Raw genomic sequence first — 15377 nt, 5'->3', positions numbered from 1 at the left:
GCATTTCGGTGTACCGCAGGCAGAACTTTGTCAAGCGGCGCGCCAGACAGTAAACTACGCGCCAGATCTGGAACCCATTAGGAAGTAAATCGTGACGATTAAACTGATTGTCGGCCTCGCCAATCCGGGCGCAGAGTATGCCGCTACCCGCCATAACGCCGGTGCCTGGTATGTTAATCTGCTGGCGGAGCGTTTGCGCGCTCCCCTGCGTGAAGAACCCAAGTTTTACGGGTATACCTCACGCATCAATCTTGCGGGTGCTGACGTGCGGTTGCTGGTGCCAACCACCTTTATGAACCTGAGCGGCAAAGCCGTGGCGGCCATGGCAACGTTTTATCGCATCAATCCGGATGAGATCCTGGTGGCCCACGACGAACTGGACCTGCCGCCAGGTGTGGCGAAGTTCAAACTGGGCGGCGGTCATGGCGGCCATAATGGTCTGAAAGACATCATCAGCAAACTGGGTAATAACCCTAATTTCCACCGTTTGCGCGTGGGAATCGGCCATCCGGGCGATAAAAACAAAGTTGTTGGTTTCGTATTGGGTAAACCCCCGGTTTCTGAGCAGAAGTTGATTGACGAAGCGGTGGACGAAGCGGCTCGCTGCACCGAGATTTGGCTTCAGGACGGCCTGACGAAAGCCACCAATCGACTGCACGCTTTCAAAGCGCAATAAACGGCGCCCTGGGGCTTTTTTACCGCGCGTCGCGCGGGTTACGTGTATAATAGGCGTAGTTATTTACTTTTCTTCAATCGGTTATCGTTAACGGATTGATTATCAAGATATTAAGGTGATTTAGAAATGGGATTCAAATGCGGTATCGTCGGTCTGCCAAACGTTGGCAAATCCACCCTGTTCAACGCGCTCACCAAAGCAGGTATTGAAGCGGCGAACTTCCCGTTCTGTACCATCGAGCCGAACACCGGTGTTGTTCCTATGCCCGATCCGCGTCTGGACCAGCTCGCGGAAATCGTGAAGCCACAGCGCATTCTGCCAACCACCATGGAGTTCGTGGACATCGCGGGTCTGGTAAAAGGCGCATCCAAAGGTGAAGGCCTGGGCAACCAGTTCCTGACCAACATCCGTGAAACCGAAGCGATCGGCCACGTTGTGCGCTGCTTCGAGAACGACAACATTATCCACGTTAACAACAAAGTGGATCCGGCTGACGACATCGACGTCATCAACACCGAGCTGGCCCTCTCTGACCTTGACACCTGCGAGCGCGCCATTCACCGCGTGCAGAAGAAAGCCAAAGGCGGCGACAAGGATGCGAAAGCGGAACTGGCTGCGCTGGAAAAATGTCTGCCACAGCTGGAAAACGCGGGCATGCTGCGCGCGCTGAAAAACCTGACTGACGAAGACAAAGCGGCGATCAAATACCTGAGCTTCCTGACCCTGAAGCCAACCATGTACATCGCCAACGTCAACGAAGACGGTTTCGAGAACAACCCGTACCTCGACAAAGTGCGTGAAATCGCTGCGGCTGAAGGTTCTGTAGTTGTGGCGGTTTGCGCTGCCGTTGAATCCGACATCGCTGAGCTGGACGACGCCGACCGTGAAGAGTTCATGGCCGAGCTGGGTCTGGAAGAGCCGGGCCTGAACCGCGTGATCCGCGCGGGCTATGAGCTGCTGAATCTGCAAACCTACTTCACCGCTGGCGTGAAAGAAGTGCGTGCGTGGACCATCCCTGTGGGAGCGACCGCGCCTCAGGCGGCTGGTAAGATCCACACCGACTTCGAGAAAGGCTTCATTCGTGCGCAGACTATCGCGTTTGAAGACTTCATCACCTACAAGGGTGAGCAAGGCGCGAAAGAAGCAGGCAAGATGCGTGCGGAAGGGAAAGATTACATCGTTAAAGATGGCGACGTGATGAACTTTTTGTTTAACGTTTGATTTGTTTTGAATGAAAAAAATCCACGCTTTGGCGTGGATTTTTTTTCGCGTGTCCTATCAATAGATAACTAGTTTGCCCGCTGGCCAAGTACCTGACCATCCACAGGGCATATGCCCAGCTTCATAAACATTAATTAAGCCTTCAAAAGCGAATGGCTCATGTAGTAAAGAACTATACGCATCTTCAAGCAAGTAATTCACAAGGTCCCATTTTAAGTTCTCAGTCATTGATCCTTTCTCAGACTCTGGGAAGATTATTTTTGGGATAATATCATTCTCCACAACTTTCTTAGCTTCTTTGACCAAAGAGTTCCAATATTGATATTTGTTAGTGTGTTTTTTTGCGAGATAGCCCGTTATTTCATAACCAGCCTCCAAGGTGGCACTTTCCCATTCATCGCTATTCAAGCCTTTTATAAATAAGCTAAGGGACTGAGCCTGGATAACACCAGGGAGTGTCGTTGCTACACCAAGATTAACAAACCAATTAATATTATTTAACCTATGTATTGCTAACTGGGATATCTTCATTTTTTAACCTGATTTATTCTACATGGGATTCTAGCTGCTTTCATACCACCAAGCCTGTCATGCTGTTTTATAATAAAACCCTATGGTTTGTGTCACAGAGCTTTATTAAAAATATGAATATCAAAACAACAGCAATCGAAGTAAATAAATCGATTAAATTTTTAAATATTCTTTAAGAAAGATCTTCTTCTGCTACTAATCCATTAACAAAATTGGCAAATGAATTTGTCAGATATCTTTGAAGTTTTATGTGATTCTCTTGCATAGTCAAATCCTCATCAAAAGAATCTGTAGCAAAATATACTATTGAGTAATTGTCTAAATCTAGACAGAAGAAATTCCCTCCCCAATCATTTGCGAAAGGAAGCAGGTTTTTAGGAATCACTTCCCTATCCAACATGCTGATATAACAACCGTCGATTAAAGATCTAGGGTCATTATTTGTCTGACTATTATAAACAAACGGTTTAAACCCTGCCACCTCTACTGGCTCAAAATCTTCATCACCGTCCCACCAACTTTTCTCAGGAGTGCCACCATTAAATTGCAGATAATGTGAAACGAAATCATCCGGAAGAGTAATAGATAATTTCTCTTCCGTTTTAGTAATATCTGCACGTCCAATCTTTTTTTCACAGTTACTGAAATGGTTCATAGGTTATACCTCACTGATGACAGTTTGCACGCAATTTTTTCGGGACACGCCCCTTCAACCAGCCTTTAGAATGAGAAACAGCAATGGCTTCTTGGGAACCATATTTTACACCAAAATATTTCTCGAATTGTGAGACTGAGCCTTTATGTGGGAAAGTAGCTTCATGCGCAGAAGTTTTTACTAATTGCATTGTTGTCCTTCCTGTGGCTGGGTCAAAATCATCGACATGATGCCATGTATATCCAGTTGCATCGCTTTTAGAAATACCGGCTGCCTTGAAAGCCTCGGTGAAATCTCTATCTCGAGTTCCTTGCATTGTAATAGATACAATATTCTGTTTTGTTCCATTGATTGGGAAAAGATCTGGGCTTCCTGTAAAGTCGACTCCCTTTAATGCCAACCCCCACGGATCCACCCAACCCAGCGCATTCGGCGCATACTGGTAAAGGTTTATCCCCCCCGCCAGCCCTATCGGGTCCTGCTGCGTAAACCGCCCGCAGTCCGGGTCGTAATACCGGAACAGATTGTAGTGCAGCCCTGTCTCACGGTCCTGGTATTGCCCCTGCATCCGCAGGTTCTGAGAATATCCTGATACCTGCGTCTCGCTTTCCCGCAGCAGCTTGCCCCAGGCGCTGTTCACCCCTTCCCAGCGCACCTGCCCTTCGCTATCCGTCATCCGCTCCGGCGTGCCGTTGGGCTGGCAGTGGAACCAGAAAATCTCCGGAGCATCAACGCCGTCAATGCGCGCCAGCGGGTCGTAGCTGTTCTGATCGCTGTAGACGTAGGTCAGCGGCACGTCCCCGTGCACCTCCTGCAACAGCCGGAACCCTTCCCAGACAAACCGCGTGGTGACCGGCTTGCCGGTTGGCTGGCCGCCCAGCATCTGGCGGCGCGTTTTGCTGATGCGTCGCCCGAGCGGATCGTAGCGGAAGCTGACCTGCGTCTGCGGCCTGTTGCGGTCCCGCGGCTGGCTGATCACCTCCGTCAGGCGGTGCTCACCGTCGTAGCGGTAGTGCCAGCGGGTCTGTCCGTTATCTTTCTCCACGGTGCGTCCGTGGACGTCATAGCGCCAGCGAATGCCGTTCAGCTGCGTCAGCCGGTTGTGCGTAACCTTCTCAGCAGATCCTTCGAGCGGGTTACCGGTAGTATCCCAGCGGTGCAACCAAGAGCACTGAAAATTACCGGTAACTATATCCCGGCGATGCAGGCGGCCAAGACGGTCATATTCGCTGCGGGTTCGTTAGTGTTAGTAGTTTGCGCCACGGTTGAATCCGATAATACTGAACTGGACGATGCCGACCGTGAAGAGTTTATGGAAGAGCTGGGTCAGGAAGAGCCAGGCGCGAAAGAAGGAGGCAAGATGCGTGCATAAGGAAAAGACTACATTGTTGAAGATGGCGATGTGATGAACTTCTTGTTTACGTTTAATTTTTATGAACGGGAAAAATCCACGCTTTCACGTACATTTTTTATTAGGGAGTCAAAAAAATATCTTAGAGATCTGACTTCTTGCTCACCTCCAAAGAAATGATTTGTGTAGTCGCAAGCTTTAACGTCTGAAAAGGCACCTCGATTAATCACTCAACAAGTAAGGCCAGACTCTAATACTTAGCGAGGCTGACACCACCGTTTCTTAGGAGAGGTCTGCCGGTCGACAATAATATATCTTCTAAATCCTTTTTTTTGCGAGCGGGAATCGTTAAAAGTTTTGAATCGCATTTTATCATAATAAGCAGGGCCTGATCGAGACAACGCGTTACGCTTCATACCATTTAAATAAAACCAATCATGCCAGCCATTTTGGTTTTCCACATAGCTAAAGACAACAACCCCTTCTTCGTTCAGATGATTTTTAAGTAATAGAAAAATGTGCCTCGTGGCAGTGCAGGCAAAGAAGCTTTTGCCCTAAGCATCAAATAGGGTTACAACGGTTAATAATGGCTTTTTATCGGTTAACACAAAAACTAACTCGCGTGTTGTAAGACAATTGCATAATCTAAAATGGTATGCTGAAAATTTTTTTTACCCTTCAGCAATGATAACGTTTCTATGATTTGTTCCATTCTTTATCCAGAACATTTCATCTTGAGGTAACGTTCCATTACCGCAGAAATCAACAAGCTCACCTTGCCAACCATCAGGAACATATTTTTGATAATGCATACTTTCAACATACTCAGAATATAGTCTTTTATTATCAAAATCTATAAGCAAATCCGGCATAAGATCATATATATCCCACCAAGTTGTTTTTTGCGAAAGCCTACTAAAAAACTCATCAGCTATGTCATCCTTATCGAATGAATAGCCATCTTTAATTAACCCATCAATAAATATCTGCGCGTTTTCTTCATTTACTACGGGTATGTCATATCTTTCCTTATGGACATCCTTTAGATTTATTTCCACCCCACTTTTCACAAAACCCTCTATCCATTTAATTCTATCTAAAATCCACATTTCTTTGAACGCCACGAACCAATAATATATTCCTTCTTTCTTTACTATCACAAGGAGATCATCATCTTTATTAATATTCATATAGTAACCTATTTTACATTACCGGAGCCTGGAATCGCTACTTCTTCAAGCCATTCTGCCCATACTGATGGTAATACATACGATCTACCTGGCGTTGTTGGATCAACGTGCTTAGGAGCCAATCCCCCTTGATTTAACGGATTAAGCATGCGTCAGGGGGTTGTGCGTGTCCTTTCCAGCAAGTCGTTCGAGGTGGATTACCAGCAGACGATCGCAGTTGTCATAATTTCATTATTGCGTACAGCTGGTAAAAGACTTTTAAAGGCTCAGAGTCTAATATCTAAAGACTTTACACTTAAAAGAATGAGCATGACGTAAAGAAAAAGGGAAGTTGCGTGCAGAAAGCAAAAAATCAAATCGTTAAAAATGGCGATGGGATGAACTTCTTGTTTAAAGTTTGATTTGTTTTTTATGAAAAAAACGAACTTGCGCACTCTTAGGAAAATAGAACTCAAGGTATTTTTCAGCTCTGTCTTGAAACGTTCGTTCTTTGACGTAGTTATAAGAATCATTAAAATATTTGTACGCTTCATCAAATTGATTCAACTCATAAAAAACCATGCCGAGGTCGATTAACGGCGCTGTCTCTATATCCGATCCACGTGTACTAAGTATCCTCTCCCCCCCATTTTTTCGCCTCATCGTTCTCCTTGAGAGCAAAGCAAGCACTGTACATGTACGCAGAGTTGCAGTTGGCAATTTTCCATTCGATCTGCGGCTCAGGAAGAGCCTGCCGGACATTTTGTTATTGCTCTAAAGCCTCGGCTTATTTTTTTATCATGAAATTCGTTTCCTTTTTCTACAAGAGATGTAAGTATTATTCATGTGTTTATTCATTAGCAATAGCAAATAAACCTCCTCACCTATAAAAAGGGGAATAAGAAATAAATGCTTTTAGAAGCAAGGAGGTATCTAAGACAGTAAATCTTTATTATTAAAAAACTTAAAAACTAACCAAAAAAGAATTTCTTAAACCCTTCAACCTCAACATCTTTTAGTTTAGTTTTAAGCATCACATCGATATCTTCCAGAAAATCTTCTCTTAAATTAAATTCATCATCTGTAGCATCACCATCATAATTATTTTGTTCCATCTCAATAGCAGAACAAAAAGCATTCAAAAAGTCAGCTAAGGAACCAGAAATTATAAAGTTTCGTTTTTGAATGCTACCATAAACAGGAGATGTTAGATTTTGGGTGTCACAAAAAAGAACGTCACCATTTCTTTCAGCAAAGATTATATATTCATCGCGCCAAGCCGTATCATTTTGAACTCGCCAACCGGATAATATTTCGTTGAGATCTTGAGGTTCAATAATCTGTAAATAAAAAGTACCATCAAATGTTGGACTGTCATTTAAAATCAAATGACGATAAAAAAAATCAACCTCCCCATTTAAATTCACGGGAAAAGAAGTCTCATTTTCATCGTCTGTATAGTCTATCTCTCCCATATTCAATTCATTCATTTTAAATTTGTTCACAAGATCTTGGACTGCATTTTTTATGTTCATCTTTCCACCTATAATTGCTTACATCGTTGTCTAGATTTTAATGTTCTTTCTCTATCGATTAAGCGCCCACGCGTCGAGTTCTTAGTATTCCCTCTATGTCCTTGATCACCATGGACATGCTCATTGAACTTGTCGGGATGGTTATGATTTTTCAAGAATACAATGTTCCTCGGATCACCTTGCCATTTGGAACCAAGTGTACCATTGCCTTCTACCGAATTGATATGATGCCCGGTATAGCCTGCCCGGGACATCACAGAGGTTAGGCTCTTGTTGGGAGTCTTCAAAATTAAATCCCTCTCTTGCGCTGTCCAATTTCTTGTGCCAGCCCCACCATCCTGCAATAAGGCTTTTTCTTGCACCCATGCCCTAGAAATAGCAGAGCTTCTAGCTCCACCTTGAGCAGAAAGAGAATCATGTGGCCGGTAACGAATGAGATCGTCAGGAGTCAACCCCCACGGATCTACCCACCCCAGCGCATTCGGCGCATACTGGTAAAGGTTAATCCCTCCCGCCAGCCCTATCGGGTCCTGCTGCGTAAATCGTCCGCAGTCCGGGTCATAATACCGGAACAGATTGTAGTGCAGCCCTGTCTCACGGTCCAGGTATTGCCCCTGCATACGTAGGTTCTGGGAATATCCTGATACCTGCGTCTCGCTTTCCCGCAGCAGCTTGCCCCAGGCGCTGCTCACCCCTTCCCAGCGTACCTGCCCTTCGATATCCGTCATCCGCTCCGGCGTGCCGTTGGGCTGGCAGTGGAACCAGAAGATCTCCGGGGCATCAACGCCGTCAATACGCGCCAGCGGATCGTAGCTGTCCTGATCGCTGTAGACGTAGGTGAGCGGCACATCCCCGTGCACCTCCTGCAACAGCCGGAACCCTTCCCAGACAAACCGGGTGGTGACTGGCTTACCGGTTGGCTGCCCAAACAGCATCTGGCGTCGCGTTTTGCTGATGCGTCGCCCGAGCGGATCGTAGCGGAAGCTGACCTGCGTCTGCGGCCTGTTGCGGTCCCGCGGCTGGCTGATGACCTCCGTCAGGCGGTGCTCGCCGTCATAGCGGTAGTGCCAGCGGGTCTGGCCGTTATCCTTCTCCACGGTGCGGCCATGGATGTCATAGCGCCAGCGAATGCCGTTGAGGTGCGTCAGACGGTTGTGCGTGACCTTCTCAGCAGAGCCTTCGCGCGGGTTACCGGCAGCATCCCAGCGCCACTGCTCCTGGCCGGGCAGCGTGCCGTCCTGAACCAGCAGACGTCCGGCGCTGTCGTACTGCCAGCGGTACCAGCTGAACGGGTTATCGTCCCGCTCTTCCCGCACCAGGTTATTGCGATAGTCGTAATCCCAGCGGCGGGACCAGCGGCGCGGCGACGGGCGCTGGGCATTGCCGGTAAAGACGTCCCGGCGATGCAGTCGGCCAAGGCGGTCGTATTCGCTGCGTGTGATTAGCAGCCCCTGCGTACGGCTGGTTTCACGGTGAAGTTCGTCGCGGGTAAAGTCGGAGACCGAGAGCTTATCAAGCGCGATGCTGAGCAGATGTCCGCTGCCGTAGTAGAACTGTTTCAGCTCCCGACCATCGGGCAGCGTGACGGAGGTGCGGTTACCCAGCGCGTCATACTCCCACGCCAGCTCCCCGTGCTCGCCCGTTTCGCGCGTGACGCGCCCGAGCGCGTCATACTCAAACACAAGCTCCTGCTCGGCCTCGGCGCTCCAGGCATCGGCTGAAAGCGCGGGATGCAGCCCAATCCGGCTCACAAGTCCGGACGGGGTGTAGTGGTAGCGGGTCTGCCCTTCCGGCGTGGTGCGGGCGACCAGCTGGCCGCTCGCGCTCCAGGCGAAGGCATGGGTAATGGCCTCCGGATGTCCGGCGGCAAAGGTGCGCGCTATCGTACGTCCGCAGGCATCGTAGCGATACTGCGAGGCCACGCCATCGAGTCCCACCTCTTCCAGCAGCAGCGAGTCTGCGCCCCAGCGGAACTGATACGCTTCGCCGTTTTCGTTTTCCATGGCGACCAGCCGTCCGCGGCTGTCCCAGCGGCGGCGCACCTCTTCACCCTGCGTATTGCGGGTGGCGGTTAAGCGCCCTGCCTCGTCGTATCTGAACTCGCTCTCTTTCCCGTCGGCGCCCGCATGCTTCACCGGCAGACCACGTTCGTTCCATTTGAGCGACTCGGTCCAGCCTTCTGATCGGTCGAGCTGCACCGGACGCCCCGCGGCGTCGTAGCGGTAACGCGTCTCTTCGCCGTCGGCGCTTATCTCAGCCACCAGCCAGCCCAGCGGATGATAACGGTATTGTGTCACGCGGCCAGAACAGTCCGTCGCACGCACCATCTGCCCGGCTTCGTTGTACTCCTGGTAGCGGCTGTTCCCGGCGGCATCAACTTCTTCCACAACCTGACCAAACTCGTCCCGACGCAGCAGCGTGGTCTGCCCCATCGGATCCACCACGCGTTTCAGCCCGTGATGTTCGTCATACAGGAACCGGGTGGCGCTACCGTCGGCTTCGATGATGGACGCCGGAAGCGCACGGTGCTCCAGCCAGGTGGTGGTGCGGGTATTGCCGTCGGCGTCGATCTCCTGCACCCGGTTGCCCATCTCGTCATAGACGAAGGTAACGGCATTACCCAGCGGATCGATGCGACGCGTGAGGAGTTCGTTGTCATCCCACTCGTAGCGCCAGTTCTCACCGCGCTCGTCAACGTAGCGAACAATCAGGTTTTGCGCGTTCCAGTAATGCTTTCGCGTCTGACCGTCGTAGTGATCGACGGTCGTCAGCCCGGCGGCTAAATCGTAGGTAAAGCGACAGCCGTCGCCGGTGCTGGTGCGATTTTCCACCACGCGCCAGTGGTCGAATTTTTGCCAGCGGTATTCGCTCTCCAGCCCGCCCGGCAGACGGTGCCAGACCATCAGGCCATCATCGTTATAACGGTATTCACGGGTTACCACGCCGGAGGCATCCGTTGCGCTGGCCAGCTGGCCGCGCGCGTCGTACCCCCACTGCATCAGCGGCCATGTCTGGTTGCCGTCAAAATGGCTGGCAGCGGTAACGCGCTGCGGGAAACGTTCATCGTCATAGCGCAGGGTGACATCGATCGCTCGCGGCTCATCGTGCAGACCGACCAGCCGCCCGTGCTCATCCCATTCCGTCAGCAACGCGTTGCCGTACTCGTCGCTGAGGGAGGCCAGGCGCAGGATGGAGGGGTTAGCGCGGGTCGGTTTATACAGACGCCACACCGCGCCGTCATCGTCAGCTATCGCCACGTCGCCGCTCTCATTGCGGCGGATAATGATGCCTTCGCTGATGCTGTAAAAGGCGCGGTCGACCGGCGGCAGTTCAAAGCTCAGCTCGCGCCCGGTTTCATCGAACCAGGTGGCGTTGTTTTCTTCCAGCGCCAGATAGCTGTCAAAGGTGGTAGCCCAGCCCAGACCGAAAAGCCCTTCGCGGGTGGTCAGGCTGTTGTAGCTGCGCTGCCAGCGCAGCGGAAAGCGCCCTGGCAGCGAGAAATCGAGTTCGTCGTCGTCATTCAGCACCTTCACGCCGGTAGCGGCGTGAACCGGGTGCGAGGAGCCGAACACGGCGTTGACGGCCATATCCGCCAGCATCCCGCCACCGGCAGCAGCCAGCGCGCAGGGCATGTTTTTCAGGATCTTGCCTGGCCGCCCGCGCAGCAGGGAGAGCGCAATCATCCCCAGCGCCAGACCCGGCGTTTTACCGCTTTTGATATCGCGGACCGTGAGCGTGTCGCCGCCTATGATCACGTTCGGGGAGACGTCGTCGGAAACGGTGCCCTCGCAGGTGGTGCGATCTTTTGCGCGCACCGCAGGCTGTCCGTTGATGAAGACGCTTTTCGAGCCTTCCGCCAGATACTGCGGCCCGGAGTGTTTATCACACGCCACCTTGTCTTCTTCCAGCGGCGAGGTCCCTGCGGCGGCAGAGGCGACGCTCGGCTGCCACATCTCGCTGCCGAACTGTCCGGCAGCGGAGAGCAGCATGCCCGCGTAGTCGGCAAAGCTGCCCGGCGACTGCGGCTCAGGGGACGGGGTATCGGCAGGGGTTAACGTCCCGGCGGCGCGTGCAGCGGGAAGTTTATTTGTCAGAACATTGCTCGAACCGGTGGTGATTTTGCCCGCGGGCGACGGCGGGAAAAGCGCGTTACCCAGCCCTTCAGCGGCGTTGCTGATATCGTCGGTGATCCCGGCGACGTTCGCCAGAACCCCGCCGATAATGCCGCTCAACAGACAGCTGGATCCAATCGCCGCCACGCCTGCTGCTGCGGCCCCGGCTCCCAGCAGTGGGGCCGCGACGGTCGCTGCCGCGCCCACCGCCGCGCCAATCACCGCATAGGCGGCACCTTCCGCCACAATGCTGGTAATATCAGCAAAAATGCTGGAGTGAATAATCTCGTCGCCCTTACGGGCCGCGTTGTTATCGCTCATGCCTTACACATTCCGGTTGTCGTTTAGCGTCAGACTCTGCTTCAGTGCGCTCCAGCGCGCCTCGTCCTCTTCCGTAAAGGCTTTTAAGGCCGAGAGGGTAAAAATTATCAGTACCGGTTTGCCCGGCGTCTGCACGGCCAGCTGTTTTTGCCACAGGCGCTGGCCGTTACGGTCAAAGGTGGTCTCAACTTCCAGCCCGTTAATTTTTCCGTCAGGCCCGGCTTTTACGTGCTGAAATTCGCTCTGGGCGATCTCACCCATCTGAGGACGCAGCACGTCCCACTGGCGGTGAAACTCTTGTTCGTAGTCGCTGCCATCCGGGATAACGCCGCGGCTGACCACCACGGACAGCCCGCTTTCGTCATCGCGAATGATGTTCATGCTGTTGTCCTGCCAGGCGGCAGGAAAAAGGGTAAAGGAACCTTCCTGGAGGGTGTATTTCATAAGTGAACTCGGGGTGATTAATATCAAGGAAAGTTAAGGCAAAAATAAAGGTCAGAGAATACTGACCTTTAGTAATAGGTTCTACTTATTAACCCATTGACCTGGCTGATCAACTAAAATATGACCACCTTTGTTGACTACCAATTTTAATGGGTTATAGGTAACTGTATAGGTAATTTCGCCATTCTTAAATAAAGAACCAATTACTTTTCCTGTCGCATCGTTTAAAGTCTTACCATCTAAAGATATTGTACTATTATCACTTTTTCTAATTCCAAGATAAAACATATCATTGCAGTCGCTTTCAAAAGAACCACATTTATTTACTAGAGTAATATTGAATTTATCGGTATCAAAAATTCTTTTTTCGGACGCCGATGACTTTAACTCTCTTGTTAGCTCATAATTCCGCGGAGCAGAATATTCACCTTTCTGTGGCGGTGTAATTAAAGTCCAAATCATTTTATCACCAACCACTTCCAGTTTCGCACGTCCCTTTTCACCACCAAATGAAGAGTTAAATTCCACATTTGCTCTATTTTCAGCAATAACACCCTTTAGATTACTCTCATCATCTGGGGGACAGTCAATGCGGTTACCGTTTTGCGTAACATAACAATAACTACCATTCACATTTTGACCAGCTTGAGTTAATCGTAAAGTGAGTGTTGACTCATTTTTTTGTTCTCCGCTCCACTGACCAGAAAACATATCTTTAGCTATTGCATGACCACTATTAAAACCTGCAACCATCAATAACATTACTAATTTTATATTCATTACAAAGCCACCTGTGCACACCGATCAACTCGATTTAACCAACCTGTCAAAAACTTAGCATTTTTGGAATTATTTACCACAAGATTTTCATAATACTCTTTACGGATGTCCGCTATTCTGGACGTAAGTTTCGCTGAGTCGCTTACGCTGTTCATTGCTTCTATTGTCTTAGGCCCTATTTTCCCATCTGCAATCAACTGCTGGCCAAACTCATTGTTCAGCAATTTTTGGATTTGTTTACCGGCTCCGCCGGAGGTTATGGTCCAATCATAAGACATTAGTGCGAGTTTAGGATCATTAAGATTGTTAAATCCAGACGGCTCCCAGTAACGTTTACGGTAAATTGTCTCAGCTTGTTCATTGGTTAAATTTTTTAGGTTATCCAATGTGGGTTCAACGCCAAGATCTTCCTTGGCATATTTCTGCCATGTTTTCCACGCAATTCCTTTATTGGTAGCTCCCCCGGAGTCGTTAGGGTCATTAACGTATCCGCCTTCATTCTGGAAAATAATAGGTGAGATCTTTGAAAACTTGTCCTCACCTTGAGTCGGTGGTGCTGAAGTGGCATTACTTGCTGTAGCTTGAGGTGCTGGTTTCGTTGCAGACTCTGATGGCACAGGAGACGCTCCTGCCCCTTTCTTTCTTTGTTCAGGCGAAAACTTCTCCTGCACAGCTGCATCAATATCCCCTTTATGTCCCGACCCCGGTGCCGTTGTGCCAGGTTTAGTGCCAGAGGTATTCAGGTGCAGCTTACCGCCCGTGGTAATATAACCATCCCCTTCCACAAAGAAGTTAAACTCTTTGCCGATCAGGTTAATCTTACCGTTAGCGTTCAGCTCAATAGCACTCTCGCCCGAGACCAGCCGCAGCTTCGTCCCGGAAGCAATAACATACTGCTCTACCGCCGCATCCAGCTTGCCTTTACCCGTCAGGATCTCGGTTCCGCCTTTCACGGCCTGGATCTGATTAGCCTCCACGCGATGCAGCTCATTTTTCTTCACGTAATGACTGCGCGCGCCGCCGACGCTGTGCGTTTCATCATTCTTGATGCTGGTGTCCATATTACGCTCGGCCTGGATCCACACCTGCTCTGCGCCCGCCTTGTCCTCAAAGCGCAGGGCGTTGGCGTTGTCCACGGAACCGTCCTTGGTGCGGCTCATAAAGCCCATCTGCGTCGCCGCAGCCGGCAGCGCCCACGGCGGCATGCTGGCTTCGTTATACACGCGACCAGTGATAATCGGACGGTCCGGGTCGCCGTTGATAAAGTCCACCACCACCTCATCGCCGACGCGCGGGATCTGCACCCCGCCGTAGCCCTGGCCCGCCCAGGCGCTCGACACGCGCACCCAGCAGGAGCTGGTGTCATCCCCTTTCGCCAGACGGTCCCAGTGGAACTTCACCTTCACCCGGCCGTATTTGTCCGTCCAGATACTCTCGCCCTGCGGCCCGACCACTTTCGCCGTCTGCGGGCCGTAGGTGCGCGGCCACGCCGTGGACTGCGCCGGGCGGTACACCACCGCCGACGGGATCACCGTAAAATCGGTGCGGTGAATGGTCTCCCCCTCGCCGCTCGCATAGCGGTTCTCTTCAAAGTGGTAGCCCGCCGCCGTCACCAGATACTCGCCGTTGTCGCTGAAGAACGGCGCGTTGGTTAGCGTGAAGATGTGGCCCGGCGCAATGCCCGCTGCCGTGGCCGTGGCCTGAATCTGCTGATGCTCAACCTGCCAGCGCTCCTGACGGATACGGGCATAGAACTCTCCGTGACCTTTGTCGACAAAGCGCCCCGGCCAGTCGTACACGTCGATGCTGCCCGGCTTCGGCGACGCCGGGTTCTGCTGCGCCTGGAACAGCCACGCGTTCGGCTTGCGGAAGTCATAGTCGTCGAGGCTGTATATCCCCGGCGTCACGCTGTCCTCCAGTGCCCACTGACTGATGCCCTCTTCGTCCGTACTGCCGCCGGACGGCGTCTGGTGGTAAGGAATGACCTCATAGCCGCTGAACGGCTGGTGCTGGGTGGCGGCGTCGGTCAGTACCAGGGTATGCTTGTCCGCCTCGTGGCTGAAGTAGTACGCAATCCCCTCCAGCTCCATCAGGCGGCTGATGAAGTCCAGGCTCGACTCCTGATACTGCACGCAGTAGTCCCACACCCGGTAGCTGCCGGTAAGTTTGTCTTCGAGGTTAACCAGATGCTCACCCAGCAGAGTTTTGACAATCTGCGGTACCGTCTGGCCCTGGAAGATACGCAGGTTACGGTCGCGTTTCATCGGCCATAGGTCCGGCTCCACCGTCAGCTGGTACACCGCATAGCGGGTGCCCGTCAGCTCCACGGCGCTCACCGCCACGCGCGTCACCTTGCCGTTGATATAGCGGGGGGTAAGCAGGTTCTGCGTGGGGATAGTCACCGTGACCGGCTGGCCCAGCAGCCTGCTGCGGTCAATGCGCGCGTCCGTGCCGAGAAGGGTCAGCGTCAGCGCGAACGACTCGGACATGGCCTCGCGGCCGGAGAGTTTCCAGAAGAGCAGCCCCTCAACCGGGAGCTGAACGGTAATTCGGTTGAGCATAATCTTTATTCCATCTAGCTT

10 protein-coding genes and 2 pseudogenes are annotated in these 15377 nt (G+C 51.4%); 3 read left to right on the top strand and 9 right to left on the bottom strand.

Annotated elements, in window-relative coordinates; genetic code table 11:
- Positions 1-91 precede the first annotated feature (91 nt).
- Positions 92-676, top strand: coding sequence for an aminoacyl-tRNA hydrolase (pth, locus tag SK62_RS08975; RefSeq protein ID WP_047719483.1), 585 nt, complete (start codon positions 92-94; stop codon positions 674-676).
- 126 nt (positions 677-802) lie between these two features.
- Complete coding sequence (gene ychF / locus SK62_RS08970) at positions 803-1897, top strand: redox-regulated ATPase YchF (RefSeq protein ID WP_003856650.1); 1095 nt, start codon at positions 803-805, stop codon at positions 1895-1897.
- A 57-nt stretch (positions 1898-1954) separates the two neighbouring features.
- Here the strand turns inward: ychF and SK62_RS08965 are convergent, their stop codons facing one another.
- The 3 genes and pseudogenes from SK62_RS08965 to SK62_RS08955 all read right to left on the bottom strand — a co-directional run.
- Entirely contained in the window at positions 1955-2428 is a 474-nt protein-coding gene (locus SK62_RS08965) for a hypothetical protein (protein WP_017384271.1), read from the bottom strand.
- A 172-nt stretch (positions 2429-2600) separates the two neighbouring features.
- On the bottom strand, positions 2601-3083 hold the full coding sequence (locus SK62_RS08960; protein WP_017384273.1) for an SMI1/KNR4 family protein: 483 nt from the start codon (positions 3081-3083) through the stop codon (positions 2601-2603).
- Positions 3084-3093: 10 nt separating this feature from the next.
- Positions 3094-4320: pseudogene (locus SK62_RS08955) on the bottom strand (RHS repeat-associated core domain-containing protein); the annotation flags it as partial.
- Here SK62_RS08955 and SK62_RS23165 point away from each other — a divergent pair.
- Positions 4279-4455, top strand: a pseudogene (locus SK62_RS23165) (hypothetical protein); the annotation flags it as partial. The pseudogenes SK62_RS08955 and SK62_RS23165 sit on opposite strands and share 42 nt — an antisense overlap.
- Before the next feature lie 650 nt (positions 4456-5105).
- Here SK62_RS23165 and SK62_RS08940 read toward each other — a convergent pair.
- The 6 genes from SK62_RS08940 to tssI form a co-directional block, all read right to left on the bottom strand.
- Complete coding sequence (locus SK62_RS08940; RefSeq protein WP_047719482.1) at positions 5106-5624, bottom strand: hypothetical protein; 519 nt, start codon at positions 5622-5624, stop codon at positions 5106-5108.
- Positions 5625-6574: 950 nt separating this feature from the next.
- Entirely contained in the window at positions 6575-7138 is a 564-nt protein-coding gene (locus SK62_RS08930; RefSeq protein ID WP_017384278.1) for a hypothetical protein, read from the bottom strand.
- Between the two features lie 8 nt (positions 7139-7146).
- Positions 7147-11571, bottom strand: coding sequence for an RHS repeat-associated core domain-containing protein (locus tag SK62_RS08925; protein WP_107591235.1), 4425 nt, complete (start codon positions 11569-11571; stop codon positions 7147-7149).
- Between the two features lie 3 nt (positions 11572-11574).
- Positions 11575-12015 (bottom strand): DcrB-related protein, encoded by a 441-nt coding sequence (locus SK62_RS08920; RefSeq protein WP_023303865.1) that lies wholly within the window; start codon positions 12013-12015, stop codon positions 11575-11577.
- An 81-nt stretch (positions 12016-12096) separates the two neighbouring features.
- On the bottom strand, positions 12097-12795 hold the full coding sequence (locus SK62_RS22850; protein ID WP_052948413.1) for a hypothetical protein: 699 nt from the start codon (positions 12793-12795) through the stop codon (positions 12097-12099).
- Complete coding sequence (tssI, locus tag SK62_RS22650) at positions 12795-15356, bottom strand: type VI secretion system tip protein TssI/VgrG (RefSeq protein ID WP_039270586.1); 2562 nt, start codon at positions 15354-15356, stop codon at positions 12795-12797. The genes SK62_RS22850 and tssI overlap by 1 nt, the downstream gene beginning before the upstream one ends.
- Between the last annotated feature and the right edge of the window lie 21 nt (positions 15357-15377).

This window comes from Enterobacter sp. BIDMC109, assembly GCF_001037885.1.
Classification (GTDB): domain Bacteria; phylum Pseudomonadota; class Gammaproteobacteria; order Enterobacterales; family Enterobacteriaceae; genus Enterobacter; species Enterobacter hormaechei_C.
This window is presented reverse-complemented; position numbering and strand designations above follow the sequence as displayed.